The organism is Streptomyces umbrinus (assembly GCF_030817415.1).
GTDB classification, from domain to species: Bacteria; Actinomycetota; Actinomycetes; order Streptomycetales; family Streptomycetaceae; genus Streptomyces; species Streptomyces umbrinus_A.
In genome coordinates, this window is sequence record NZ_JAUSZI010000002.1 from 3,313,644 (window position 1) to 3,338,594 (window position 24,951).

Genomic DNA, 24,951 nt, shown 5'->3' on the forward strand with positions numbered 1-24,951 from the left:
GGCGACGAGGGCGCGCGCCGACCGTGCCGTCGACCGGAGGCGGCCGGATCCGGTCAGGCCTGGCGCGGCGAGGAATCCTCGCCCTCCAGCGTGCCCTCGGTGTGCAGGAAGTCGTCGACCATCCGATGGAACAGCGTGGACAGTTGCCGCAGCTCCTCCGGCGACCAGTGGGAGAGCGCGAGTTCCATGCCCCGGCAACTCGCCATGCGGATACGGTCGATCGCCTCCTGGCCGACGGGGGTGAGCTGGATGCGCTGGGCGCGGCGGTCGTCCGGATCCGGCACCCGGGTCACGTAACCGCCCTTCTCCAGCTGCTGCACCTGCCGGGTGACGTGCGACGCCTCCACGGCCAACCGTGCCGCCAGCTCGCCGGGGCGCAGGGGCTCCGAGTCGGCGATCTGCCGCAGCAGCGCCACCGCGGCCCGGTCCAGCGACACCCCGGCCAGGGCCATGAGGCGGTCGTGCTGCCTGACCCGACCGGTCAGATAGACGATGCGGTTGAGGGCTCGCTCGATCTCGATCACCTCGCTGGAGACGGGGGCGGCTCCGGCTCCGGAGAGAGGGTCAGGGGTGCGCGCGGGCGACGATGTGGACATGGGATCCACCTTAGCAGCTACTTGCCTAACTCAAGTAAATCCAGAGCCTCGCAGTGCTGCCGCGCCGAGATCTTCGAGGCCACCCCGGAACCGGTCGAACACCGCGGGCGCTTCGCGAAACTCATCGGCATCGCCGCCACCTTCGACGACCAGGATTGAGTGGCGGACCTGGGGATATGTACCGTACACATTAGGTGCGTGGTGCATATTTGATGTCATGGCTCCTGCTCTGACCTCAGGCCCAGGCTCAGGTTCGGGGCGAGAGTCCAGATCTGGGGAAGGACCGGCCGCATGGACAAGCCCACGCACTTGATCGAGTTCGAGGCGATGCTGCTCGGGCGGCACCTCTACCTCAACTCGCCCCGGGCCCGGACCGGCGGCCGCCTTGAGCGCAGCGCGTACATCCTGCTGAGCCGCATCCGTATGGAGGGCCCGATGTCCATCGGGCAGCTCAGCGACGCCTTCGGTCTTGACGCCTCCACGCTCAACCGACAGACCGCCGCGATGCTGCGCGGCGGTCTCGTCGAGCGCATTCCGGACCCCGACGGGGGCATGGCCCGCAAGTTCCGCATCACCGACGAGGGCGAGCACCGCCTCGACACACATCGCGCGGAGGCCATCCAGGGACTGGAGAAGGTGATGGCCGACTGGGGCCCCGAGGAGGTCGCCACCTTCGCCGGGTACCTCAAGCGGTTCAACACGGACATCGAGAACCTCGACGAGCGGCCCTGGCCCCGCCCCTGAGCACGGGAACCTCTGAGACCGCGAGGCCCCTCTCCCCGTACGCCTCGATGCTGACCGCGGCGTGCCCCGTAGTGCCCTCGGAGGACGTCCCGGGCACCGGCGTACTGCGCTCTCAGTACGGGAGAGTGTCGGCAGGCGCACGACGACGTGGCGGCCGCTGCCCGGGAGTCTTGGGAGGTACCCGAGACCAGATGTGGAGACCTCCGTTCCGTGGCTACTTTTCTCTATCGACTGGGCCGTCTGACCTTCCGACGGCGTTGGCTCGTGACGTTCCTGTGGGTGGCGGTGCTGGCCGCGGTCGGCTTCGCCGCCGTCAAGGCGCCCGAGGCACCCGACACGGGGTTGTCCATGCCCGGTATCGAGTCCCAGAAGGCGTTCGACCTGATGGACCAGCGCTTCCCCGGGGCCACGGCCGACGGGGCGAACGCGCGGGTCGTCTTCATCGCGGACGGCGGGCAGAAGATCACGGCCGCCGACAACCGGAAGACCATCGACGCGTTCGTCGAGCGGGCCGGCGACGGTTCGCAGGTCGCCAGTGCCGTGAACCCCTTCCAGGCCGAGGCGGTCAGCAAGGACGCGACGACCGCGTACGCCACCGTCACCTACAAGGTGAAGGCCGAGGACCTCACCGACGCCGGCAAGAACCACCTCGAGAAAGCCGTCGAACAGGCCCGTGACGCGGGGCTGACCGTCGAGGTGGGCGGCACCGCGCTGGCCACCCAGCCGTCGGCAGGCGCTACGGCGGAGATCATCGGCGTCTCGATCGCGGCCGTCGTGCTGATGATGACCTTCGGATCGCTGGCTGCCGCCGGTCTTCCGCTGCTCATCGCCGTCCTCGGCGTCGGCGTCAGCATGGCGTCGATCATGGCGCTGTCCGACGCGTTCGGACTGTCCTCGTCGACCGGGACGCTGGCCACGATGCTCGGCCTCGCGGTGGGCATCGACTACGCGATGTTCGTCGTCTCCCGCTACCGCGAGGAGCGGGCCAACGGACACCACCCCCAGGAGGCGGCGGGCCTGGCCGCCGGCACTGCCGGATCCGCCGTCGTCTTCGCCGGGCTCACCGTCGTCATCGCGCTGGCCGGGCTCTCGGTGGTCGGTGTCCCGATGCTGACCAAGATGGGTCTTGCCGCCGCGGGCGCGGTCGTCGTCGGTGTGCTGATCGCGCTGACACTCGTCCCGGCCGTGCTCGGTTTCTGGCCCAACGCCGTTCTCTCGCGCAGGGCCCGCAGGAGCGGACGTGTCAAGGAGGGCGGCGAGAACAACGGCGGCAGCCGCTGGGCCCGCTTCGTCCTGCGCCGCCCCGTGCCCGTCCTGCTGGCCTCCGTCGCCGGACTCGGCGCACTCGCGATACCCGTGATGGACCTGCAGCTGGGCATGCCCGGGGACGAGGCCAAACCGACCTCCACCACCGAACGCCGTGCCTACGACGACCTCGCCGACGGATTCGGCCCCGGCTTCAACGGGCCGCTGACCATCGTCGTGGACGCCAAGGGCGCCCGGGACGCGAAGACCGCCGTGGCCAAGATCTCCAAGGAGATCGGCGCCACGGAGGGAGTCGTGTCCGTCTCGCCGGCCCGGTTCAACCCGGCCGGGGACACCGCGGTCTTCTCCGCGGTCCCGGCCGACTCGCCCACCAGCGAGCGTACGAAGGGCCTCGTCCACACCATCCGTGACGAGCGGCCCGCGACCGAGGCCTCGACCGGCGCGGAGTTCGAGGTCACCGGCACCACCGCACTGAACATCGATGTCGCCCAGAAGATGCAGGACGCGCTGATCCCGTACCTGATCGTCGTGGTGGGTCTGGCGATCCTGCTCCTGCTGCTCGTGTTCCGGTCCGTCCTGGTGCCGATCAAGGCGGCGCTCGGGTTCCTGCTGTCGGTGCTCGCGGCCCTGGGTACCGTCGTCGCCGTCTTCCAGTGGGGCTGGGGTGCGGACCTGCTCGGCCTGGAGACGACCGGCCCGATCATGAGCATGACGCCGATCTTCCTGATCGGTATCGTCTTCGGGCTCGCCATGGACTACCAGGTCTTCCTCGTGACCCGTATGCGGGAGGCGTACGTGCACGGCGACCGGCCCGGCCAGGCCGTGGTCACCGGCTTCCGGTACAGCGCCCGGGTCGTGGTCGCCGCCGCACTGATCATGATGGCGGTGTTCTCCGGATTCATCGGGGCCGGTGAATCCATGATCAAGATGATCGGCTTCGGGCTGGCCGTGGCCGTACTGTTCGACGCGTTCGTCGTCCGTATGGCGTTCGTTCCGGCGGTCCTCGCCCTGCTGGGCAAGGCTGCCTGGTGGATGCCCCGTTGGCTGGACCGGCTGCTGCCCGACATCGACGTGGAGGGCGCGGCCCTCCACCGGAAGCCCGCCGTGCCCCTCACCGTGGCCGGCACGCACGACCGGGAGTCGGCTCACGTCTGACCCGCATCCCGTACGCGCCCGAGGGCCGCCCGTGCTCGTCACGGACGGCCCTCGTCGGCCGGTACGCACGGGCCGTCACCCACCATGGCCCCAGCTCACTTCCCACCGGAGAGTCCGATGATCACCAGCTGGCAGCGGTACGCCAAGGACCATCCCCGCGTCGTCGACGTGGTGGTGATCGTGCAGCTCCACGCCGCCGTCGTCCTGGGAAGCGCGTTCACCACGGCAGCAGACTCCCGGACGAAGGGATCGCTCGGTCTCGGCGTGCTGCTGGGCGGCATCGCCTGCGTCGCCCTGCTGTGGCACCGGAGCCACCCCCGTACCGTCGTCGCGGTGACCGCGATCTGCGGCAACACCGCCGGGGCGGTCGGCTATCTGCTCACCCCGCTGCTGCTGGCACCGGTCATGGCCGCGCTGTACTGGCTGGCCGTCCACACCGACCGCAGGACCGCACGCGTCCACTGCCTCGCCGTCACCGCCCTGCTGGTGGCCACGGCGATGCTCTTCGACCAGTACGGCCATCCGCTGGCCCTCAAGACGATCGGCCCCGCCGCCTGGGTGGTGCTGCCGATCGCCTGGGGTACGGCTTCCCGGCTGCGGAGCGCCTATCTGGAGGCCGTGCAGGCCCGCGCCGAACACGCGGAGCGCACCCGTGAGGAGGAGGCGCGCCACCGGGTCGCCGAGGAGCGCATGCGCATCGCCCGCGAACTGCACGACGTGGTCGCCCACCACATGGCGCTGGCCAACGCACTGGCCGGCACCGCCGCACACCTCGCGGCCAGCCGCCCCGAGCAGACGGAGCGGATCCTCGCCGACCTGGTCGGCACCACCTCCACCGCGCTGCGCGAACTGAAGGCCACCGTCGGCCTGTTGCGCCGGCCCGACGACTCGGAGGCACCCCTGGAACCCGCCCCCGGACTCGGGCGGCTGACCGAGCTGGCCACCGCGTTCGCCTCCGCCGGGCTGACGGTCGACATAGTCACCGAGGGCGACTGGCGGCCGCTCTCACCGGGCGTGGATCTGACAGCGTTCCGGATCGTGCAGGAAGCACTCACCAACGTCACCAAGCACGCGTCCGCGCGGGCCGCGCAGGTGACACTGGCGTACACGCACGACCGGCTGACCGTCACGGTCACCGACGACGGATCCGGGGACACTCCCGTGGCACCCTCCCCGAGCGGCGGCTTCGGCCTCATCGGCATGCGAGAACGTGCCCACTCCGTCGGCGGCCGCGTCCGGACGGGACCCCGCCCCGAGGGCGGCTTCAGCGTCACCGGCGAACTGCCGATCCATCTCTGACCCCGACCCCGACCCCCGGCCGCAACTACGACCCCGGAAGCGAACCGAATCAGATGACCATCCGCGTCCTGCTCGCCGACGACCAAGCCCTGTTGAGAGCGACCTTCCGGATCCTGATCGACTCCTGCGACGACATGGAGGTGGTCGGCGAGGCGACGGACGGCAAGGAGGCCGTCGGGCTCACCCACACCCTCCGCCCCGACGTCGTCCTCATGGACATCCGGATGCCCGGCTCCGACGGTCTGGGCGCCACCACCGCGATCTGCGCCGACCCGGACCTCTCGGGCACCCGGGTCCTCATCCTCACGACCTTCGAGACCGACGAGTACGTGGCCCGGGCCCTGCGCGCCGGCGCGAGCGGCTTCCTCGGCAAGGACGTCACCGCCGACGTGCTCCTCGACGGCATCCGGACGGTGTCCGTCGGCGAGTCCCTGCTCTCCCCGCTCGCCACGCGCTCCCTCATCACCCGCTTCCTCGCCGCCCCCACGCCCGCCGACCGGCTGGCGGCGCCCGAACTCCTCGCCACCCTGACGGCCCGCGAACGGCAGGTCATGGCGCTGGCCGCCGAGGGAAGGTCCAACGACGAGATCGCCGAGAGCCTCTTCGTCAGCCCTCTGACCGTACGTACGCACGTGCATCGCGCGATGACGAAGCTGGGCGCCCGCGACCGGGCCCAACTGGTCGTCATCGCCTACCAGTCCGGGCTCGTGCAGGCCCCGCCGCCCGCGTCCTGATCCGGCCCGTGGGACGTGCGCGTCCCACGGGCCGGTGGGATCAGCTCCCCGCTGCGGAGGCGCGGCGGTTCGTCAGCCACCACGCTCCGGCACCGAGGACCAGCACCGCCACGACCACTCCGCCGACGACGAGGCTCATGGGCGTTCCGTCGTCGTCCTTCTTCGTGTCGGCCGCGGCCGCCGTGGCCCCGGACTCGGAAGGCGTCGCGGTGACCGACGGGGTCGGGCTGGGCGTCGGGCTCGCGGTCGGGCTGGGACTGATCGGCTTCGCGCCCGGTGCGGCCGCCTTCAACTTGAGGAGCGGGGCGGGCTGTTCGGGCTCCTCACCGCCCTTGGGCAGCTCGATCCAGCGCGAGACCTTCCCGTCGCTGTAGGTGTCGATGGTCTTGAACGCCACTTCCTCGACGTCCGGGAGCTGGCGGATCCTGACCTTGTACTCGGCGTCGACGCCGGTCTTGAGCGGGGTGCCGCCCACGACGTAACCGTCGTCGGTGGTCTTCAACTGCCAGCCCTTGGGGGCCTCTTCGAGCGTCACGTCGGCCGGTGCGATCCCCTCGGGCAGCACGACGCGCACCTCGCGGAAGCCCGCGGAGGAGGACTCCGCCTCGCAGACGACCGTGAGGGTGACGTTCTCGGCAAGGGCCTCCGCCTTGTCGGCCTCGACCTCCGTGTGCGCCGAGGCGGGACCGGCCAGCGCGAGGACGGCCGTGAGCGCGGCGGCGCCGGTCAGTGCGACACGACGCCCGTTGAGGGACAGGGACATGGTGGAACTCCTTGGCTGTGGAACCGGGCGGGCCGAGGCCGGGCCCGGGTGAGGGGGACGACGGGGACGGGTGTCCGTCCCGGGGGTCCCCTGCGCACCAGCGCGTGTTCCAGGGTCCAGGTCCGTGCTCCTGCCGGGAGTTCGAAGGAGCCGGCGAGCGGTACGGGCGGCGGCCGGTGGGCGGTGGCGACGGCCGCGCCCGGCAGGAACCGGGCCATGACCGCCGCCGCGGCCGCGCGCAGCGTCCGGCCGGTGGCCAGGGCCGCCGCGACCGCGGTGTCGGCCCGGTGGAGCAGCCAGGCGACGACGAGGGCGGCGACGACGTGCGCGGTCGTCATGGCCGTTTCGGAGGCGTGCTGCCAGGGGTGTCCGCCGGAGCCCGTCGTCATGGCGTCGTGCCGGGCGTGGGCCATGTGTCCCATGCCGGCGCGGTGGCCACCCGCCGTCGTGAGCGCGAGATGCATCGCGGCCTGTGCCGCCAGGGTGCATCCGACGACCGCGAGCAGTCCGGGGCGGCGGCGGGCGAAGGGCCGTACGACGACGAACTGCGCGACGGCGAAGGCGGTCACTAGCAGCCACGGCACCTGCCCGCCCTCGACCGCGTGATGGCCGACGGCGGCGAGCACACTGCCGACGAGGGCGAACGTCACGGCCCGGACCCGGGCGCCCGCGCGACTCGGCCGGGAGCCCTGGCTCCGGCCGTCGCACTGCGTCACATGGTCACCTGGCACGGTCGCCCATCATCCTCCGCCGCGTTCACCTTGTCGCATACGTCTACGTCAGAGGTGATGGGGCCGTTCACCCGGGTCGGACCGGGCGGAACCCGCCGGTGTTCGGGCGGGGCGGGAGCGGTTCAGTCCGCCGTGCCGAGGGACCAGCTCGGGACGCTCCCCGCGAGGCGGCACGTGAGGAAGTACAGGGGTATCGGCGGGGTGTAGGGCGAGCCTCCCGCAGGGCTGTGGATCAGCCGGGGCCGGTCCGCCCAGGGGCCGCGGCGGGCGCGTGTCCAGGACGGGTCGGCCAGGTGCGCGCCGACGGTGTACGTCGTGGAGGGCGGCCAGCTGACGCCGATGTGGGACCCGGAGGGGACGATCCACCACCAGCGCTCCTCGCCCTCGAAGTCGTCGGCGAAGACACAGCCCACGCGGGGCAGGGAGTTCATGATGCGTTCGCCGTGCTCGCGGGACGTGGTCACGGCGTCGCAGCCCAGCCCGGCGCGCAGCTGGGCGGGGATGACCAGACGGCCGGGATTCCCGGACGGGAAGGTGGCGGAGGGGCGCAGCCGCGAGCCGTAGGTGCGAGGCCGCGGTTCAGGGGCGTGCTGCAGTTCCATGAGGCAGGTGTCCTTCGGCCGAGTGGGGGTTGGGCCGGGTGAGGTGCGTGGTGGGCGCGCGCCCGGTCGAGGCGGGTTCGTGCGTGAGGGGTGCGCGCCCGGTGGAGGGGGGTTCTCGTGACTCCGACGACGTCGGCTGCGGCGGCACCGACCGCAGCGACACCGGCGGGGAGGACGCCGGCGGTGACGGCACCGGCTGGGAGGGCAGGACGGCCCAGACGACGCGTCCGGAACCGTTCACGCTGTCCTTGACGCCCCAGTCGCTGCTGACCACGCCGACGAGCATCAGTCCGCGGCCGCCCTGGTCGTCGGGCCCCGCACTGCGCTGTGCGGGGAGCGTCAGGCCGCGGTTCTGGTCCTCGATCTCGATGTGGAGCCGTCCGCCCGCGGTGCGCAGTCTGCAGACGATCCACTCGCTCGCCGTGTGCGTCAGCGCGTTGGTGACCAGCTCGGAGGTCACCAGGACAGCGTTGTCGCAAGTTTCGGGGCTCACGCCCCATTCGCTCAGCAGTTCGCGCACGTTCCTGCGGGCCACTCCCACCGAGGCGGGTGTCGGGGAGAGTCCGAACACGCCCGCTCTGTGGGGGTGTTCGCTCGCGGGCAGTCGGCCCAATGGCTTGGGGAGGGAGGGCGGAGCCATCGCCGTTCGCCTTTCTTCTGCCTTCGCACCGGGGGTCGGGCCAGTGCCGGTACCGCTTGATCCGGTTCCGCCGCGAGGCGCGTACAACCCGTTGCGCACGGTGACGAATCGCAGCCTGTTCTCCCCCAACTGGGCCGCGTCGTCTCGCCGTTCACCGGACCGGGACGGTACGCCCCACTGTGACACCTGCCAACAACACCCCGCAACCGACAAGTTGAAAATTGCAATTCGACAGGTGCATGCTTCCCCCGTCGAACGGATGATCGTGACAGACTGCGACCTCGAACCCGCTGTGAGGGGGTAAGCCGTGACCGCTGAAACCGACTGGGGCGGCGCGCCCTCCGTCCTTCGCATGATCCTCGGCAGGCAACTGGAGGAGCTGCGCACCCGCGCCGGACTGACGTTCGAGGAGGCGGGTACGGCGATCGGGGTCAGCCACTCCACGATCCGCCGGATGGAAGCCGCGAAGGTGGCCCGGCTCAGGCTCCCGGACGCCGAGAAACTGCTCCAGGTGTATGGCGTCACCGACCAGCAGGAGATCGACACCTTCCTCAAATCGGTCCGCGAGGCCAACAAGCGCGGCTGGTGGCACACCTACCGTGACGTGCTGCCGGACTGGTTCGCGGCCTATCTGAGCCTGGAGCAGGCGGCGCTGCAGATCCGCGCGTACGAGGCCCAGTTCGTGCACGGCCTGCTCCAGACCGAGGAGTACGCCCGGGCCCTGCTGGGCGCCGGGAATCCGCACGCCGCGACCGAGGCGACGGAGCGCAGGGTCGCGCTGCGGATGCGGCGCCAGGAGCTGCTGTCGCGTCCCTCGCCGCCGCGCGTGTGGATCGTGATGGACGAGACCGTGCTGCGCTGGCCGGTCGGCGGAGCCGAGGTGATGCGCGCCCAGATCGACCATCTGATCGCGGTCAACTCGCTACCCCAAGTGACATTGCAGATCATGCCGTTCAAGAACGGGCCGCATCCGGCGATGCGGGCGGGGGCTTTCCATCTCTTCCGGTTCCGGGCGCGCGAACTGCCGGACATCGTCTACCTGAACGGTTTGGTGGGCGCTGTCTATCTGGACAAGGACGACGACGTCCTGGTCTATCGCGAGGCTCTGGACCGGCTGGGCGCGCAGGCGACGCCCGCCAGAAAGACCGAGGCTCTCCTCGGTGCGATTCGCAAGGAGCTCTGACGTGCACCACCACATACGCGACGGACACATACGCAACGGCATGCCGTCCCGGGACCTCGGCACACGCGGCTGGTACAAGCCGTGGAGCGACGACGCGGGCGGCGCCTGCGTCGAGGCGAAGAAGCTCGGCGACGGCCGGGTCGCCCTGCGCCAGTCGACCGATCCCGACGGCCCCGCGCTGGTCTTCACGCCCCGCGAGATGACGAGTTTCCTGTCGGGCGTGAAGGCGGGTGCCGCCGACTTCCTGCTCTGAGGCACCCCCTGGTTCCCGCACACAGACTTCCCTGGTTTCCTGAACACTTCTGCTTTGATCAACACCCTTGATTTTCCTGAGCGTTGACTTCGAACCCGACGACCTGACAGGAGGGGCGGCTTTGCCCGAGAACGGATGGCCGGCCGACCGGATCGACACCGAGAACGCCCACTCGGCGCGCATCTACGACTACATCCTCGGCGGTAAGGACTACTACCCGGCCGACAAGGAGGCGGGCGACGCCATGGCACGGGAGTGGCCCGCCCTGCCGATCCACATGAAGGCCAACCGCGACTGGATGAACCGCGCGGTGGCCTGGCTGGCGAAGGATGCCGGGATACGCCAGTTCCTGGACATCGGCACCGGCATCCCCACCTCGCCGAACCTCCACGAGATCGCCCAGTCGGTGGCCCCCGAGTCACGGGTCGTCTACGTCGACAACGACCCGATCGTCCTCACCCTCTCCCAGGGGCTGCTGGCCAGCAGCCCCGAGGGCAGGACGGCGTACATCGAGGCCGACTTCCAGCACCCGGAGGCCGTGCTCGACTCCCCCGAGTTCCGCGAGACGCTCGACCTGGACAAGCCGGTCGCGCTGACCGTGATCGCGATCGTCCACTTCGTCCTGGACGAGGACGACGCGGTCGGCATCGTGCGCCGCCTCCTGGAGCCCCTCCCCTCCGGCAGCTACCTCGCGATGTCCATCGGCACCGCCGAGTTCGCGCCCGAGGACGTGGGGCGGGTCGCCCGCGAGTACGCGGCCCGCAACATGCCCATGCGGCTGCGCACGATCGATGAGGCCGACGAGTTCTTCGAGGGCCTCGAACTCGTCGAACCCGGGATCGTCCAGGTCCACAAGTGGCACCCGGACGCCACGAGCGGTGAGGGGATTCGGGACGAGGACATCGCGATGTACGGAGCGGTGGCCCGTAAGCCGTAGCGCTCCGCCGGCCGCCAGTTTTTGATCCGCGGCCCGGTGGGAGCTCGTCGCGCAGTTCCCCGCGCCCCTGAAGGGGCGCGGGTTACTCGTCGTGCGCGCCCAGCTGTTCGGTCGACGCGGGGATGATTCTGGCCGTCAGGTCCGGGGCCGGCATCTCTCTGTCGAACGGGTACATCGGGCGGTTGATGCGGTGGTGGCCCAGGCGGAGAAGGTTCTGGTCGACGCCGCCCGGGGTGAGGGCCATCTTCCAGTCGGCGGCCATGGTGAAGAGTTCGGGTTCCAGGTAGCCGATCTTGACGAGGACGATGTCGGCCTTGCGGGGTGACAACTCCAGCTCGGTGAAGTCGTGTTCGTGGTGGTAGGGCTTGCGCAGCGCGGTGAGGATCACGTGCACACTGCCGACGCGCAGCACCACCTCCACCTGGGCATGCGGGTCGCCGTGGCGGATCGCGTGGACCACGCCGGTCATGGTGAGCGGGCCGGCGTGCCGGTCGTCGACCTCGGCGCCCGCCGTGACGGTGACGGTCGCTCCGACGCCGGCCCGGACCGCCGTCTCCACGGCGGCGGGGCCGGGGAGCGAGGCGTAGATGACCGTCGGCCCCGACGGGTCCTTGAACTCCGGCCGGGACAGCACCCGTTCGAGCCCCCAGGTGACGTCACCCGCGCCGCCCGCCGTCGGGTTGTCGCCGGTGTCGCTGATGAAGTAGGGCCGGTTCGCCTCGGAGGCGGCCAGTGCCTCGTCCAGGCAGTCGTCCAGCGTGCCCGTCGGGGCGACGAAGGCGAAGTCGTGCCGTGCCTCCCAGAAGCCCCGCGCCAGGCGTTCGGCGCCCGCCGTGACGGCCTCTCGCGACGAGCCCGTGACCACGACCGCCGCCCGGTTGCGCGGCTCGTCCGCCCAGGCGTAACCGACCCAGATCGCGGCGTCCGTGACGCCCTCCGTGGCCTCCACCTCGTCGACGGCCGCGTACACGCTCTTCGCGGGTTCGATACGGGTCGAGGTCTGCTCGCCCGCCAGCAGCACGGGAACCGGGATCCAGGCCTTGACCGGGCGGGGCGCGCCGGTCGTCAGGAGGTCCACGAGGTTGCGGGCCGCCCGCTCCTTCGTGTCCATGGCGTCCTCGTGCGGGGCCATGCGGTAGCAGGTGATCAGGTCGCTCAGGTGGGCGAGTTCGCGCGAGACGTTGCCGTGCAGGTCCATGGAGGTGGACACGATCACGTCCGGGCCGACCGTCTCCCGGACGCGGGCGAGCAGGTCTGCCTCGGCGTCGTCGAGGCCCTCCACCGTCATCGCGCCGTGGATGTCGAACCAGAGGCCGTCGAGATCGCCCGACTCCCCGAGTCTCGCGATGAGTTCGTCGGAGAGTTCGGCGTACGCGGCCGCCGTCACCGTACCGCCCGGCAGCGCCTTGCCGACCAGGGCGCCGCGCCAGTCGGCGGCGTCCCTCAGCGGTGATCCGGGCACGAGGAACGGGTAGCGCGTCAGGACGTCCGTACCGCGCTGCGGGTGGAAGGCGGGGGCCTCGGTCCGGGCCGGCGAGAACGTCGACGACTCGATGCCGAGTCCGGCGATCGCGATGACGGGACGGGCGACGGGGGTACGCGGTTGTGGCATGGCTCCTCGCACGGTGGTGGGTGTCGTCAGTGGCTCGCGCGGTGGTGGGGGTCAGCGACTCGCACGGGGGGTGGGTGTCGGTGGTCAGTGATGGGCGGGGGCGACGGCGCCCGTGACGGCCTGGAGGGCGTTCGCCAGGGCCCGTTGGAGCGCGAACTGGCCCGCGCCGACGAGTCCCGCGTCCGCGCCGAGGCCGGCCCGCTCGATCACCAGGTGCTTGGTCACCAGCGGATGGCATCCCTCGTACAGCTGGCTGCGGACGGCGGCGACGAACGGTTCGAGCGTCGAGAGGAGGCCGCCGAGGTACACGGCGTCGGGGTTGAAGAAGTTGACGTTCGCGGACAGGACCATGCCGAGGTAGCGGCCGGCCTGGCGCACGGCGCGGGTGGCCTCCGGGTCGGCGTCGGAGGCGAGGCGTACGACGTCCTCGATGGACGCGACGTCCAGGCCCCGCTCGCGCAGGATCCGGACGAGCGCGGCGCCCGAGGCGACGGTCTCGAGGCACCCCGTGTTGCCGCAGGAGCAGGGGATGTCGTGGCCCGCCTCGACCCGTACGTGGGTGATCTCGCCGGCGGCGCCGGTCGCGCCGCGGTACAGCTTCCCGTCGGCGATGACCCCCGCGCCGATCGCCGAGCCCATCTTCACCATGATCGACTGGCGGCGCTCGGCGGGCTGGACGCTGTGCTCGCCCACGGCCATGCAGTTGGCGTCGTTCTCGATCGCGGCCGGTACGCCGAACCGCTCCTCCAGCCAGTCCCGGACGGGGAAGCGGTTCCAGCCGGGCATGCGCGAGGGGAGGGTGACGACGCCCGGTACGACGTCGACCGGGCCCGGGAGACAGAGGCCGACGCCGCGCAGCAGCTCCCGGCCGCGTCGCCCGGCGAGGGTCTCCAGGGTCTCGGCGAGTGCCGGCAGCGCGGTCTCGGGCCCCTCGGCCGTCGCGAACGGCACGGTGGAGACCTCGGTGAACCCGCCGCCCGGCAGGACGACCCCGACGCGCGCGTGCCGTCCGCCGAGGTCGGCCGCGACGGCGAACCCCTCGCTCCCGCCGAGGCGCAGCACCTTGCGCGGGCGCCCGCCGGTCGAGGACCGCGTGCCCTGCTCGGCGACCAGTCCGTGCGCCACGAGCTGGCCGACCGTGAGCGAGATCGTCGAGGGTGCGGCACCGAGCAGAGCGGCGAGTTCCGTGCGGGTCGACGCCTGCCCTGAGGCGAGGAGTTCGAGGACGCGCTCAGCCAGCGAGGAGACGCCCGTGACGCCCCTCCGGTGTCCCGCACTTTTTTCAGACATGGACGAAGTAACTCCCAGGGTTGGGGAAAGTCGGGGAAATCCGGAGGTCGAGGCGACGAGCGTATGCCCGTATGTCCCTCGCGCGACTTTTTCCAGAACAGCAGTAACAGACTTTTTACAGCGGTCCGCCTGTTTCTTCGAACCTTCCGGTCGTTGACTGGCTCCGCCGAACGCCGCCGTTCATCTCCGGCCCCGCGTCCGGCCTCGCGCACCCTGAGCCCTTGTTCACCTGAGGAGAGCCATGTCCCCTGCTCGCACGACGCTCGTCGCCTGTGCCGTCGTCTCGGCGGGCACACTGCTGCTCGCGGGCTGCTCCGGGACGAACGACACGTCGTCCGCGTCCCCCGACTCCATCGACTACGCGCTGCCCGCGAACTTCACGCCGAACTGGATCCTGCCGATCGGTACGGCCGCGCACCTCAACACCAACAACCGGTCCATCGCCGACAGTCTGTGGGAGCGGCTCGTCGCCTACGACGGTTCCACCGGCAAGATCGCCTGGAACAAGAAGGCGTCCATCGCCACGGCCGCCGACTTCGCGTCCGACGGCAGGAGCGTCAAGGTCACACTGGGCGACCGCAGTTGGAGCGACGGCAAGCCGATCACCTCGCGGGACGTCGAGTTCTGGTTCAACCTCATCAAGGCGAACAAGGCGGAGTGGGCGGGCTACAACCCGGGCAAGGCGCCGGACAACTGGACCTCGTTCAAGACCGTCGACGACCGGCACTTCACGATCACCTTCGACAAGGCCTACAACTCCCAGTGGATGCTGGCCAACGAGTTCAGCGAGATCACTCCGCTGCCGCAGCACGTATGGGACAAGACCGACGCGTCCGCCCAGGTGTCCGACGCCGACCGGACCGCCGCCGGCGCGAAGAAAGTCTGGACGTATCTGAACTCGGCCGCCAAGAACATCTCCCGCTACGACAAGGACGCGCTGTGGAAGACCCTCAGCGGCCCGTATTCGGTCAAGTCGTTCTCCACGTCCGGCAAGGTCGTGCTCGCTGCCAACAAGAAGTACGACGGCGGTGAGAAGGCGAACATCGCGACGGTGAACCTGCTCCCCTTCACGACGGCGGACGCCGAGAAGAACGCGCTGCGCTCCGGGAGCGTCGACTACGGCTACATCGAGGCGACCGACCTCGACCAGAAGGACCGGTTCACCGCGCAGGGCTACACGGTCAAGCCGTGGTCCGGCTGGGCGATCACCTACATGCCGTACAACTTCAACAACCCCGCCATGGGCGCTGTGTTCAAGCAGTTGTACGCGCGTCAGGCGGTCCAGCGGTCGATCGACCAGACGAGCCTGGCGAAGGTCATCTTCAACGGCACGGCCGTGCCCGGCTACGGCCCGGTCCCGCAGGCGCAGGCGTCCGACTTCGTCTCGCAGGTGCAGAAGGACAACCCCTACCCGTTCTCGACGTCGGAGGCCAAGTCCCTGCTGACCGGCCATGGTTGGCAGGAGAAAGGCGGGGTCATGGTCTGTACGGACCCGGGGACCGGGGACGCGCAGTGCGGTGAAGGCGTCGCCGAGGGAACGAAGTTCGAGATGCAGGTGCTGTCGCAGTCCGGCTCGGCCGTGACCGACAACATGATGAGCTCGATCCAGTCCTCGCTGGAGAAGACCGGCATCAAGTTCTCGATCAAGACCGCGCCCGTCAACTCGGTGCTCTCGCAGACCCCGCAGTGCACCTCGGGCCAGCCGATCTGCAAGTGGCAGCTGTCGTTCTTCGGCACCGCGGGCAGCTGGTACTTCAACGCCTTCCCGACCGGCGACTCGCTGTTCCAGACCAAGGGCGGCTCCAACTTCGGCAACTACTCGAACCCCGACGTCGACAAGCTGATCACCGCGTCCACGACGTCGAGTTCGTCGCAGGCGGTCCAGGACTACAGCGCGGCCCTCGCGAAGGACCTGCCGGTCATCTGGCTCCCGGCGCCGGACTACCAGATCTCCGTCGTCAAGAACGGCCTCGGCGGCTTCTCGCAGGACTCGCTCGCCAACTTCCACCCGGCGCAGTGGAAGTGGACCAGGTGAGGACCGGCTGAGATCCAACTCATGGACACCTTCCTCTACTTGACCCGGCGGGTCCTCCAGGCCCTCGTGGTGATCCTCATCGTCACGGTCGTGGTCTTCTGCCTGCTGCACGCGCTGCCCGGGGGTCCCGCACGCGGGATCCTCGGCCCGCAGGCGACGGCCCAGCAGATCGCGGCCTTCAACCACGAGCAGGGCCTGGACCGTTCACTCCCCGTCCAGTACCTCTACTACCTGCGCACGCTGGCCCAGGGCGACCTCGGCACCTCGTACACGCTCAACGAGGGGGTCCTCCAACTCATCGAGCAGCGGCTGCCCAAGACGCTCGTCCTGACCGTGCTTTCCGCGCTCGTCGGGCTGCTGCTGGCGATCCCGCTCGGCATGTGGCAGGCCGTGCGGCGCAACAAGCCGGTGGACTACGTCATCACCACGCTGAGCTTCGTGGCGTACGCGACTCCCGTGTACTTCCTGGGACTTGTGCTCGTGCTCGTCTTCACCCAGTGGCTGAACTGGTTCCCCTCACAGGCACCCCAGGGCGAGACGCTCGCGGACGTGTTCGCGCAGCCGGGCGCCCTGGTGCTGCCGGTGGTCGCGGGGGCCGCGTCGATGGTCGCGGTGTTCAGCCGGTACATGCGGGCGGCGACGCTGGAGAACCTCCAGGAGGACTACGTAAGGACCGCGCGGGCCGGTGGTTCGCGGCCGCGCGCGATCCTGTGGCGGCACGTCTTCCGCAACTCCCTCACGCCAGTCGTCGCGATGCTCGGCTACTACGTGCCCGTGCTCTTCGGTGGTGCGCTCGTCGTCGAGCAGCTCTTCAACTACCCGGGGATGGGGCTGCTGTTCTGGAGCGCCGCGCAGTCCTCCGACTATCCGGTGCTGCTCGGCTGTGTGCTCGTCATCTCCGTCGCGACCGTCGTCGGCACCCTGCTCGCCGATGTCGTCCAGCGGATCATCGACCCTCGTGTGAAGGCGGGCCGGACATGAGTGCCGTACTTCAAACTGAGGCGGCCACACGGGAGTTGGCCACCGGATACCGCCTCTCCGTGCGGCGGTTCGCGCGCAACAGGCTCGCGGTGACAGGGCTGTTGGTGGTCGTCCTCTTCCTGCTCTTCTGCTTCGTGGGCCCGTTGGCGTACTCCACCGACCAGACCCACACCGACCTCACCCAGGTGAACCTCGCGCCGAGCGGTGCGCACTGGCTCGGCACCGACGCGGTCGGGCACGACGAGCTGGGGCGGCTGATGTTCGGCGGGAAGGTGTCGCTGCTCGTCGGGCTCGCGGCCGGTCTCCTCGCGACGGTCATCGGGACGCTGTGGGGCGCGGTCGCCGGGTACGCGGGCGGCTGGGTCGACGCGGTCATGATGCGGGTCGTGGACGCCGGGATCGCCATCCCGGCGCTCTTCATCCTGCTCGTCGTCTCGGCGATCACGACCCCGGACTCGCTCGGGCTGATCCTCATCCTGGGATTCGTGTCCTGGCTCGTCCCGTCCCGGCTCGTACGGGCGGAGACGCTCACCCTGAAGAGCCGCGACTACGTCCTTACGCTCCGCGCGATCGGCGGGACGCACGGCCGGGCGATCTTCCGGCACATCCTGCCGAACTCGGTCTCGACCATCGTGGTCGCGGCGACGTTCCAGGTCGCCGACGCGATCCTGCTCGTCGCGTACGTCTCGTACCTCGGACTCGGTGTCCAGCCGCCCTCGACCGACTGGGGCGGAATGCTGTCGGCCGGGCTGACGGCCGCGTACTCCGGGCGCTGGTGGCTGATCGTGCCGCCGGGCCTCGCGATCATCCTCGTCGTGTGCGCGTTCAACGCGGTCGGGGACGGGCTGCGGGACGCGTTCGACGTGAAGGGGCGGGCATGAAGGGCACGACGAGCGGTGTGGGCAGTAGGGGCGGCATCCTGGAGGTCGAGGACCTCGGGGTGACCTTCTCCACGGAGACGGGTGACGTGCCCGCCGTGCGCGGGGTGTCGCTGTACGTACGGCCCGGGGAGACGCTGGCGCTGGTCGGCGAGTCCGGGTCCGGCAAGTCGACGGTCGCGCTCGCCGCGATGGGGCTGCTGCCGGGGAACGCGCGGGCGTCGGGCCGGGCCTCGGTCGACGGCACGGACGTCGTCGGCGCCGCCGAGACCGACCTCGTGGGTTTGCGGGGGCGCACGGTGTCGATGGTGTTCCAGGAGCCCGCGACCGCCCTCGATCCGCTGACCCGGATCGGGGCACAGATCGCGGAGGTCGTACGGAACCATCGGACGGTCTCCGCCCGCGAAGCCGCCGGAGAGGCGGTCGGACTGCTGCGCCGGGTCGGTATCCCGGATCCGGAGAAGCGGGCGTCCGCGTACCCCTTCCAACTTTCCGGCGGACAGCGGCAGCGGGTCGTCATCGCCATGGCGATCGCGAACTCCCCGAGCCTCCTGATCGCCGACGAGCCGACCACCGCGCTCGACGTCACCGTCCAGGCCGAGATCCTCGACCTGCTCCGGGCACTCGCGGCGGACTCCGGCACCGGCGTCCTGCTCGTCACCCACAACATGGGCGTCGTCGCGGACTTCGCGGACCGGGTCGCGGTGATGCTGGACGGGGAGATCGTGGAGACCGGCCCGGTGGAGGAGGTCCTGCTGCGGCCGACGCACGAGTACACGAAGCGGTTGCTGGCGGCTGTGCCTCGGTTGACTGTCGCGGGGGTGGGCGGCGCGGGCGTGCCGCAGCCGCCCGGCGGCATGGCGGCGGACGGTCGAGCGGCGCCCAGCGGGGCTGTGGCCGGCAGCGCGGGGCCTGGCGGGACAGCGGGCGACGGGACGGCGGGCAGCGGGACGGCGGGCGGGGGCACCTCCGGCGGCGGGACGGCACCCGACACCGCGGCCGTCAGGCGCACATCGGGCGGCACCGCGGCGCCCGGCGGGACGGCGCCTGGCATCGCAGCGGTCAGTGAGGCGGCGGTCGGCAGGGCCGCACCGCAACCGGCCTCCGCCGAACCGGGGATCGGCGCGGCGCGGGAGGCTGCCGCCGCTGTGCGCGGCAGCGAGGCCGAGCCGCCGCTCGCCGACGCCCGAGGCGTCACCGCGGTCGGCGACGGCGCGGCAGGTGCCAAAGCGGTCAGCAGCGGCGCGGTGCCCCGGCCCGCGCACGCTCGGCCCGCAGTCCCCCAGGTCACAGTTTCCCGGCCCTCGGCCTCCCGGCCTGCAGTCACCCGGCCCGTAGCCCCCGCGTCCGCCCACCGCACCCCAGAAACCGACGCCGACCCCGACACCCTCGCCGGAACCCCCGCCGACGCCCCGGTCGTCGAACTGCACGGCGTCTCCGTACGGTTCGGGCGTGGGCCGCGGGCCGTGCAGGCGCTGCACGACGTATCGCTGACCGTGCGGCCCGGGGAAACCCTCGGGCTCGTCGGGGAGTCCGGGTCCGGCAAGTCGACGGCGGCCCGGGTCGCGCTCGGACTGGTGGCGCCCTCCTCCGGGTCGGTGTCGCTGTTCGGTGCCGATCTTCGAAGGGCCCGGGGACGCGCGCGCCGGGCCCTGCTCTCCGGGGTCGGTGTGGTGCTGCAGGACCCGGTGGCCTCGCTGGACGCGCGGATGAGCGTGGCGGAGTGTGTCGCCGAGCCGTTGCGGGTGCACCGCCGCGGGATGGCGGCGGCCGAGCGCCGGGAGCGGGTCGCGGAGGTGCTCGAACGCGTGCGGCTGCCCAGGGAGTTGGCGGGCCGCGGGCCGCGCGAGCTGTCCGGCGGGCAGCGACAGCGGGTGAGTCTCGCCCGGGCGCTGGTCCTCGACCCCCGGCTGCTGGTCGCCGACGAGCCGACCAGCGCGCTCGACGTCAGCGTGCAGCAGACCGTCCTCGACGTGATCGCCGAACTCCAGGACGAGCTCGGCTTCGCCTGCCTCTTCGTCTCCCACGACCTCGCGGTCGTCCAGCAGTTCGCGCGGCGCGTCGTCGTCATGCGGGCGGGCCGGGTCGAGGAGGAGGGCGCCACCGCGACCACCCTCACCCACCCGGAGACCGACTACACCCGCCGGCTCATCGCCGCCGTGCCCGTACCCGACCCGGTGCTCCAACGTGTGCGCCGTACCGAACGACAGGCCGCGCTCGCCGCCGCCGGAACGGAGGGCGGGGCGTGACCGCACCCCAGCCGCGTCCACCCCGACCGCGTCCACCCGCCCCCGGCTCTCCCCCCGCCCCCGAGGTGTTCGCCGGTGTCGACATCGGCGGCACGACCACGCAGGTCGTGCTCTGCACACCCGAACTCGACGTCGTGGACAGCCACGAGGTGCCCACCCCGGCCGCGGAGGGCGGCACGGCGATGGTCGGCGCCGCGCTCGACGCCCTGGGCCTGCTCCTGGCGCGCGCACCGGCCCGGCTGCGCGCCGTCGGGGTGGGCGCGGCGGGTCTGGTCGACGCCCGCGCCGGACGCGTCCTCGTGGCCAGCGACTCCTTCCACGCCTGGGCCGGCTTCGAGGTGACGGCGACCATGGAGGCCGCGCTCGGCGTTCCGGTCTTCCTCGACAACGACGTCAACGCGTTCCTGCGCGGCGAGGTGGCCCGGGGCGCCGTCGCGGGCGAGCGGCACGTCCTCGGCATGACGCTCGGCACGGGGGTCGGCGGCGCGCTGTGGCTGGACGGGGCGCTGTACGAGGGACCGAACGGCGCGGCGGGCGAGACGGGCCACATCCCGGGCTTCGGGGACCTCCCGTGCACCTGCGGCGGCCGCGGCCATCTGGAGACCCTGGCCTCCGGCCGGTCCATCGCCGCGCGGTACGGCGAACGGACCGGGCTCGACCGCAGCGCCCGCGCCGTCGCCGAGGCGGCGGGCCGCGGCGACCCGGACGCGCTCGCCGTGTACGAGGCCGCCGGCGCCGCGGTCGCCCGAGCGATCCTGATCACCGCGGGCATGCTGGACGTCACGACCTTCGTGATCGGCGGCGGGGTCGGCGGCGCCTGGACGCTCCTGGAGCCGTCGATCCGGGCCGCGCTCACCGCCGAACCTCCCGTCAGCGGCCATCCGCTCCGGGTCGTACGGGCCGGGCTCGGCACCGCGGCCGTGGCGGTCGGGGCCGCCTCCCGCGCCCGTACGGAATCCAGGGAACCGCTCACTCCGCTCCGGCCCCTCTCCGAAGGCACCAACTCGGCCACTTTCAAGAGTGGTTGACCGCTTCTCACTCCACCTCAAGATCAAAAAAGACAACTCCGGCCATCTGGGCGCTCACTTGACTACCAGGCGTCACACACGATTGGCTCCGGCCAGCAAAAGTCCGACAGTCGGCACACCTGATCCGCCGACGGTCACACCGACTTCACGCTCCCCTTCCGCTTGCCCGGCCGCACAGCGAGGTGCCATACCCCCCATGAACACGACTCCCTCAGGTCCCGTCCCCGCAGGATCCGCACGCGGCACCGCTGTGGCCGCCGCCGTCGCGGCCGTCTGTCTGCTCGCGTCCGGCTGTTCCGGTTCCGGAGGTTCGGACGCGGGCTCGGACGCCGACGCGGCGGGCAAGGCGAGCGCAGGCGGGATCAAGGTCGCCCTGATCACCCACGGCGCCCCCGACGACGCCTTCTGGGAGCTGGTGAAAAAGGGCGCGCAGGCGGCCGCCGCCAAGGACGGCATCGACCTGACGTACGAGAGCAACCCCGACTCCAAGGGCCAGGCCGACCTGGTGCGGGACGCGGTCGCCGACCGGGTCGACGGCATAGCCCTGACCCTGGCCAAGCCGGAGGCCATGAGGAGCGCGGTCGCCGCGGCCAGGGCGGCCGGCATCCCCGTGGTCGGCCTCAACTCCGGTATCGACGCCTGGAAGTCCGGCGGCCTGCTGCAGTACTTCGGCCAGAACGAGAGCGTCGCGGGCCAGGCGGTCGGCGACAAGCTGGACGCCCTGCGCGCCAAACACGCCCTGTGCGTCATCCACGAGCGGGGCAACGTCGCCGTGGAGGCCCGCTGCGCCGGGGTGAAGAAGACGTTCGCCGGCCGGACCGAGATGCACTACGTGGACGGCACCGACATGGACGCGGTGACCGACTCCGTCGCGGCCGCCCTGCGACAGGACCGGACCATCGACGAAGTCGTCATGAACGGCGCGGAATTCGCGCTCGCGGCGGTGAAGTCGGTGAAGGAGGCGGGCAGCAAGGCCGAGGTCGCCACCTTCGACCTCAACAAGGACCTGGTGAAGGCCGTGCAGAGCGGGGACGTGCAGTTCGCCGTGGACCAACAGCCCTATCTGCAGGGCTACCTCGCCGTGGACGCGTTCTGGCTGTACAGGACCAACGGCAACTTCAGCGGCGGCGGCGAGGAGCCCGTGCTCACCGGACCGGCCTTCGTCACCAAGCAGAACGTCGCCGCGGTCTCGAAGTTCGCGACCAACGGAACGCGGTGAAACACCCCGTGGCCGACCGGCCGAACGGCGGTGCCGGACCCGTCGAACCGCCGTGCGGGACCGGCTGATCCGGTGTGCGGGACCGGCCGATCCCGCGTCGTCAGGTAACAGCGTCGCCAAGGTTTGGGGTACTCACCGTGCGTACGGTCACTGGTACGGATAGCATCCTGCGCATCCCCTGTGCTGTTCCGGACACGCGGTCACCCGCCGCCCTTGTCCCCTCTCTCACCCCTGCTGACCACCCGGCTTCCGCCAAGACCCCTTCCGCTCACCGCTGATCGCTCTAGGACGACGATGTCTCCACGGACAGGCTCCCGCCGCCGTCTCGGCTCCATACGTCTCTCACTGATCCTGCTGGCTCTGGTTCCCAGCGTCACCCTCGCCGCCATGTGGGGCGTGACGACGATCCAGATGTTCTCGGAGGGGCTGCGGCTGCGGGACCAGACGGAGCTCAGCAAGTCGACCGGGGCCATGGGCACCGAGGCGACGCTCGCGCTGCAGCGGGAGCGCAGTCTGTCGGCCGTACTGCTGGCCAGGCCCGGCAGTTCGCGTACCGCCCTGGACGAGCAGCGGGCCCGTACCGACAAGGCGGTCGCGACCCTCGTCGGCCAGTCCGACGCGATCCAGAAGGCCCCCGAGCGGATCAGCGACCGGATGTACTCGGTCATCGCGTCGGTGGGCAGCCTGGAGTACTACCGGGGCCAGGTGGACAACCCCACCGACATCACTCCCGACCAGGCGCTGGACCAGTACACCTCGATCATCGACGACCAGATCCACGCCTTCCAGGAGCTCTCCCAGGTCGACGACGGCGAACTCACCTCGCAGGCCGGCCCGCTCGTCGCCCTGGAGCACTCGGCCGAGCTGGTCTCCCAGGAGGACGCCCAGCTGCACCTGGCCTGGCCGTCCGGGAAGCTCGACGAGAAGGCGTGGAACCACTACGTCCAGCTGGTCAACACCAAGCGCTGGCTCGTCGAGGACCAGTTGGTGCCCTCGCTGCGCGGCTCGGTGAAGGCGCAGACCGAGCGGATCCTCCAGGGCCCGGAGTGGAAGGCCCTGGAGGGTGTCGAGGACCAGGTCGTCGCGGCCCGGGCGAAGGGCCTCACGGACGGCCGGAAGATCACCCTGCCGGACGCGCAGAAGCGGTGGAGCCCCGCGTTCGACAAACTCGGGGACCAGTACACCGCCCTGATCCGCCAGGAGACGGCGGCGCTGCTGGAACGCAGTGACGACAGGGCCGAGGACCTGCTGATCAAGGCGGCCGCGCTGAGCACCGGCGGCTTCGTCGCCCTGCTGGTGTGCGTCCTGATGTCCTGGCGGATCACCCGCTCCCTCTCCCGGCGGCTGCGCGGACTGCGTATCGCCACCCTCAGCCTGGCCGAGGAGCGGCTGCCCGACGTGGTGGCACGGCTCAACCGCGGCGAGAAGGTCGACGTGGAGTCGGCCACGCCCCCGCTGGACTACGGCCGGGACGAACTCGGGCAGGTGGCCCAGGCGTTCAACGCCGCGCAGCGCACGGCGGTCCACACGGCGGTCGAACTCGCCGACACCAGGCGCGGCTTCCAGAAGGTCATCCTGGGCATCGCCCGGCAGAGCCAGAACCTGGTCAACCTCCAGCTCACCAAGCTCGACGCGCTGGAGCGGCAGCACCAGGACCCGGACATCCTCAAGGGCCTGTACGAACTGGACTCCACCGCGAGCCAGTTGCGCCGCTACGAGGAGAACCTCGTCATCATCAGCGGCGAGCAGCCGCGGCGCAGCTGGACCGAACCGGTCGCGCTGATCGACATCCTGCGCAGCGCCGTCGGTGAGGTCGCCGAGTACCAGCGGGTGGAGGTGAACACCGACGAGGAGGTGTTCCTGACCCCTCCGGCGGTGGCGGACGTCATCCACCTGCTGGCCGAACTCATCGACAACGCGACCGCGTACTCCCCCGCGCCCAGCCCGGTCGGGGTGCGGGCCGGAATGGTCGCCAAGGGGCTGGCCGTCGAGATCGAGGACCGCGGTCTCGGCATGTCCGACGAGGACTACGCCTCGTTCAACACCCAGTTGGCGGTGTCCCCGCAGTTCGACGTGGTGGCGCTCGCCGACGACCTGCGGCTCGGCATGTTCGTGATCGCCCGGCTCGCCACCCGGCACGGCATCACCGTCACACTGCGGTCCTCGCCGTACGGGGGCACCACCGCGATCGTGCTGATCCCGCACGAGATCGTGGTGCGCGAGCCCCTCGAATTCGAACCACCCTCCGCGGACGCGGAGAACGCGAACGGGGCCCTGCCGGCCGCCCGGGAGCAGGGCGGGGAACCGGCCGGTGAGCCGGTCGCGGAGCCGGTGGGCGTCGCCGCGAAGGGTTCGGCGGACCGGCAGACCCACGAGCGCTCGCGGGAGGCGCAGCCCGTCGCCCGGACGCGGACGCCCCAGGCGGCCGAGACACGGGTCGCCGCCGGTGCGGCCCGCTCCGGTTCGGCCGCGGCGGGTTCCGGCGGCATCGCCCCGCTGCCGCGCCGGGTGCCGCAGACCAGCCTGGCCGCCGAGTTGCGGGAGGACGCGCCGCCGGTCGCGTCCGCCGAGGCCGACGACCCCTTCGCCGACTTCACCGCGGAGCGCGCGGCCTCCTCCCTCTCCGGTTTCCAGCGCGGAACGCTCCAGGCGCGTGACAACGACACGGATACGGCGTACGACCAAGGGGAAGAACCAGCACCCGAAGGCGCATCCGTCACCTCGACTCCGCCCGCAGACCGCTCATGAAGGACAGA

General features: G+C 71.0%; 22 protein-coding genes. 15 read left to right on the forward strand and 7 right to left on the reverse strand.

Annotation, left to right across the window (positions count from 1 at the left end):
* Positions 1–53: 53 nt before the first annotated feature.
* Positions 54–596: a MarR family winged helix-turn-helix transcriptional regulator gene (locus tag QF035_RS14585; RefSeq protein WP_307520723.1), complete on the reverse strand. Its 543-nt coding sequence runs from the start codon at positions 594–596 to the stop codon at positions 54–56.
* 21 nt (positions 597–617) lie between these two features.
* Here QF035_RS14585 and QF035_RS14590 point away from each other — a divergent pair, with 21 nt between their 5' ends.
* From QF035_RS14590 to QF035_RS14610, 5 genes are all read left to right on the forward strand, one after another.
* On the forward strand, positions 618–755 hold the full coding sequence (locus tag QF035_RS14590) for a hypothetical protein (RefSeq protein WP_307520724.1): 138 nt from the start codon (positions 618–620) through the stop codon (positions 753–755).
* A gap of 132 nt (positions 756–887) precedes the next feature.
* Positions 888–1,340, forward strand: coding sequence for a MarR family winged helix-turn-helix transcriptional regulator (locus tag QF035_RS14595; protein WP_307520725.1), 453 nt, complete (start codon positions 888–890; stop codon positions 1,338–1,340).
* 210 nt (positions 1,341–1,550) lie between these two features.
* Entirely contained in the window at positions 1,551–3,761 is a 2,211-nt protein-coding gene (locus tag QF035_RS14600) for an MMPL family transporter (protein ID WP_307520727.1), read from the forward strand.
* A gap of 117 nt (positions 3,762–3,878) precedes the next feature.
* Positions 3,879–5,060: a sensor histidine kinase gene (locus QF035_RS14605; protein WP_307520728.1), complete on the forward strand. Its 1,182-nt coding sequence runs from the start codon at positions 3,879–3,881 to the stop codon at positions 5,058–5,060.
* Positions 5,061–5,113: 53 nt separating this feature from the next.
* On the forward strand, positions 5,114–5,794 hold the full coding sequence (locus QF035_RS14610) for a response regulator transcription factor (protein ID WP_307520729.1): 681 nt from the start codon (positions 5,114–5,116) through the stop codon (positions 5,792–5,794).
* A gap of 40 nt (positions 5,795–5,834) precedes the next feature.
* On the opposite strand, the gene QF035_RS14615 is transcribed toward QF035_RS14610, so the two are convergent.
* The 4 genes from QF035_RS14615 to QF035_RS14630 form a co-directional block, all read right to left on the reverse strand.
* Positions 5,835–6,557 (reverse strand): DUF1775 domain-containing protein, encoded by a 723-nt coding sequence (locus QF035_RS14615; protein ID WP_307520730.1) that lies wholly within the window; start codon positions 6,555–6,557, stop codon positions 5,835–5,837.
* Entirely contained in the window at positions 6,521–7,207 is a 687-nt protein-coding gene (locus tag QF035_RS14620) for a hypothetical protein (protein ID WP_307520731.1), read from the reverse strand. Before QF035_RS14620 ends, QF035_RS14615 begins: the two co-directional genes overlap by 37 nt.
* A gap of 203 nt (positions 7,208–7,410) precedes the next feature.
* Positions 7,411–7,890 carry a hypothetical protein gene (locus QF035_RS14625; protein WP_307520732.1) on the reverse strand — a complete coding sequence of 160 codons (480 nt, stop codon included), beginning with the start codon at positions 7,888–7,890 and terminating at the stop codon, positions 7,411–7,413.
* Positions 7,868–8,461 carry an ATP-binding protein gene (locus QF035_RS14630; RefSeq protein WP_307520733.1) on the reverse strand — a complete coding sequence of 198 codons (594 nt, stop codon included), beginning with the start codon at positions 8,459–8,461 and terminating at the stop codon, positions 7,868–7,870. Before QF035_RS14630 ends, QF035_RS14625 begins: the two co-directional genes overlap by 23 nt.
* Positions 8,462–8,837: 376 nt before the next feature.
* Here QF035_RS14630 and QF035_RS14635 point away from each other — a divergent pair, with 376 nt between their 5' ends.
* The 3 genes from QF035_RS14635 (at position 8,838) to QF035_RS14645 (ending at position 10,903) form a co-directional block, all read left to right on the forward strand.
* Entirely contained in the window at positions 8,838–9,713 is an 876-nt protein-coding gene (locus tag QF035_RS14635; protein WP_307520735.1) for a helix-turn-helix domain-containing protein, read from the forward strand.
* 40 nt (positions 9,714–9,753) lie between these two features.
* Complete coding sequence (locus tag QF035_RS14640; RefSeq protein WP_269647977.1) at positions 9,754–9,966, forward strand: DUF397 domain-containing protein; 213 nt, start codon at positions 9,754–9,756, stop codon at positions 9,964–9,966.
* Between the two features lie 121 nt (positions 9,967–10,087).
* Positions 10,088–10,903 carry an SAM-dependent methyltransferase gene (locus tag QF035_RS14645; RefSeq protein WP_307520736.1) on the forward strand — a complete coding sequence of 272 codons (816 nt, stop codon included), beginning with the start codon at positions 10,088–10,090 and terminating at the stop codon, positions 10,901–10,903.
* Between the two features lie 82 nt (positions 10,904–10,985).
* Here the strand turns inward: QF035_RS14645 and QF035_RS14650 are convergent, their stop codons facing one another.
* Together QF035_RS14650 and QF035_RS14655 are read right to left on the reverse strand one after the other, a co-directional pair.
* Positions 10,986–12,515: a M81 family metallopeptidase gene (locus tag QF035_RS14650; RefSeq protein WP_307520737.1), complete on the reverse strand. Its 1,530-nt coding sequence runs from the start codon at positions 12,513–12,515 to the stop codon at positions 10,986–10,988.
* An 84-nt stretch (positions 12,516–12,599) separates the two neighbouring features.
* Entirely contained in the window at positions 12,600–13,805 is a 1,206-nt protein-coding gene (locus QF035_RS14655) for an ROK family transcriptional regulator (RefSeq protein ID WP_307520738.1), read from the reverse strand.
* A 241-nt stretch (positions 13,806–14,046) separates the two neighbouring features.
* On the opposite strand from QF035_RS14655, the gene QF035_RS14660 reads away from it, so the two are divergent.
* From QF035_RS14660 to QF035_RS14690, 7 genes are all read left to right on the forward strand, one after another.
* Positions 14,047–15,840, forward strand: coding sequence for a peptide ABC transporter substrate-binding protein (locus QF035_RS14660; RefSeq protein ID WP_307520740.1), 1,794 nt, complete (start codon positions 14,047–14,049; stop codon positions 15,838–15,840).
* 21 nt (positions 15,841–15,861) lie between these two features.
* Positions 15,862–16,821, forward strand: a complete 960-nt coding sequence (locus tag QF035_RS14665; RefSeq protein ID WP_307520741.1) for an ABC transporter permease — start codon at positions 15,862–15,864, stop codon at positions 16,819–16,821.
* Positions 16,818–17,702, forward strand: coding sequence for an ABC transporter permease (locus QF035_RS14670; RefSeq protein ID WP_307520742.1), 885 nt, complete (start codon positions 16,818–16,820; stop codon positions 17,700–17,702). Before QF035_RS14665 ends, QF035_RS14670 begins: the two co-directional genes overlap by 4 nt.
* Positions 17,699–19,948, forward strand: a complete 2,250-nt coding sequence (locus QF035_RS14675; protein ID WP_307520743.1) for a dipeptide ABC transporter ATP-binding protein — start codon at positions 17,699–17,701, stop codon at positions 19,946–19,948. Before QF035_RS14670 ends, QF035_RS14675 begins: the two co-directional genes overlap by 4 nt.
* A 65-nt stretch (positions 19,949–20,013) precedes the next feature.
* Positions 20,014–20,976: an ROK family protein gene (locus QF035_RS14680; protein ID WP_307531115.1), complete on the forward strand. Its 963-nt coding sequence runs from the start codon at positions 20,014–20,016 to the stop codon at positions 20,974–20,976.
* A gap of 196 nt (positions 20,977–21,172) precedes the next feature.
* On the forward strand, positions 21,173–22,195 hold the full coding sequence (locus QF035_RS14685; protein ID WP_307520744.1) for a substrate-binding domain-containing protein: 1,023 nt from the start codon (positions 21,173–21,175) through the stop codon (positions 22,193–22,195).
* 294 nt (positions 22,196–22,489) lie between these two features.
* Positions 22,490–24,943, forward strand: coding sequence for a sensor histidine kinase (locus tag QF035_RS14690; protein ID WP_307520745.1), 2,454 nt, complete (start codon positions 22,490–22,492; stop codon positions 24,941–24,943).
* Positions 24,944–24,951: the final 8 nt, after the last annotated feature.

Bases quoted from the DNA above. Each gene is read 5' to 3' on its own strand.
- QF035_RS14675 (WP_307520743.1), top strand. From the start codon at position 17,699: ATGAAGGGCACGACGAGCGGTGTGGGCAGTAGGGGCGGCATCCTGGAG.
- QF035_RS14650 (WP_307520737.1), bottom strand. From the start codon at position 12,515: ATGCCACAACCGCGTACCCCCGTCGCCCGTCCCGTCATCGCGATCGCC.
- QF035_RS14625 (WP_307520732.1), bottom strand. From the start codon at position 7,890: ATGGAACTGCAGCACGCCCCTGAACCGCGGCCTCGCACCTACGGCTCG.
- QF035_RS14595 (WP_307520725.1), top strand. From the start codon at position 888: ATGGACAAGCCCACGCACTTGATCGAGTTCGAGGCGATGCTGCTCGGG.
- QF035_RS14585 (WP_307520723.1), bottom strand. From the start codon at position 596: ATGTCCACATCGTCGCCCGCGCGCACCCCTGACCCTCTCTCCGGAGCC.
- QF035_RS14670 (WP_307520742.1), top strand. From the start codon at position 16,818: ATGAGTGCCGTACTTCAAACTGAGGCGGCCACACGGGAGTTGGCCACC.
- QF035_RS14640 (WP_269647977.1), top strand. From the start codon at position 9,754: ATGCCGTCCCGGGACCTCGGCACACGCGGCTGGTACAAGCCGTGGAGC.
- QF035_RS14610 (WP_307520729.1), top strand. From the start codon at position 5,114: ATGACCATCCGCGTCCTGCTCGCCGACGACCAAGCCCTGTTGAGAGCG.
- QF035_RS14685 (WP_307520744.1), top strand. From the start codon at position 21,173: ATGAACACGACTCCCTCAGGTCCCGTCCCCGCAGGATCCGCACGCGGC.
- QF035_RS14665 (WP_307520741.1), top strand. From the start codon at position 15,862: ATGGACACCTTCCTCTACTTGACCCGGCGGGTCCTCCAGGCCCTCGTG.
- QF035_RS14615 (WP_307520730.1), bottom strand. From the start codon at position 6,557: ATGTCCCTGTCCCTCAACGGGCGTCGTGTCGCACTGACCGGCGCCGCC.
- QF035_RS14605 (WP_307520728.1), top strand. From the start codon at position 3,879: ATGATCACCAGCTGGCAGCGGTACGCCAAGGACCATCCCCGCGTCGTC.
- QF035_RS14660 (WP_307520740.1), top strand. From the start codon at position 14,047: ATGTCCCCTGCTCGCACGACGCTCGTCGCCTGTGCCGTCGTCTCGGCG.
- QF035_RS14655 (WP_307520738.1), bottom strand. From the start codon at position 13,805: ATGTCTGAAAAAAGTGCGGGACACCGGAGGGGCGTCACGGGCGTCTCC.
- QF035_RS14690 (WP_307520745.1), top strand. From the start codon at position 22,490: ATGTCTCCACGGACAGGCTCCCGCCGCCGTCTCGGCTCCATACGTCTC.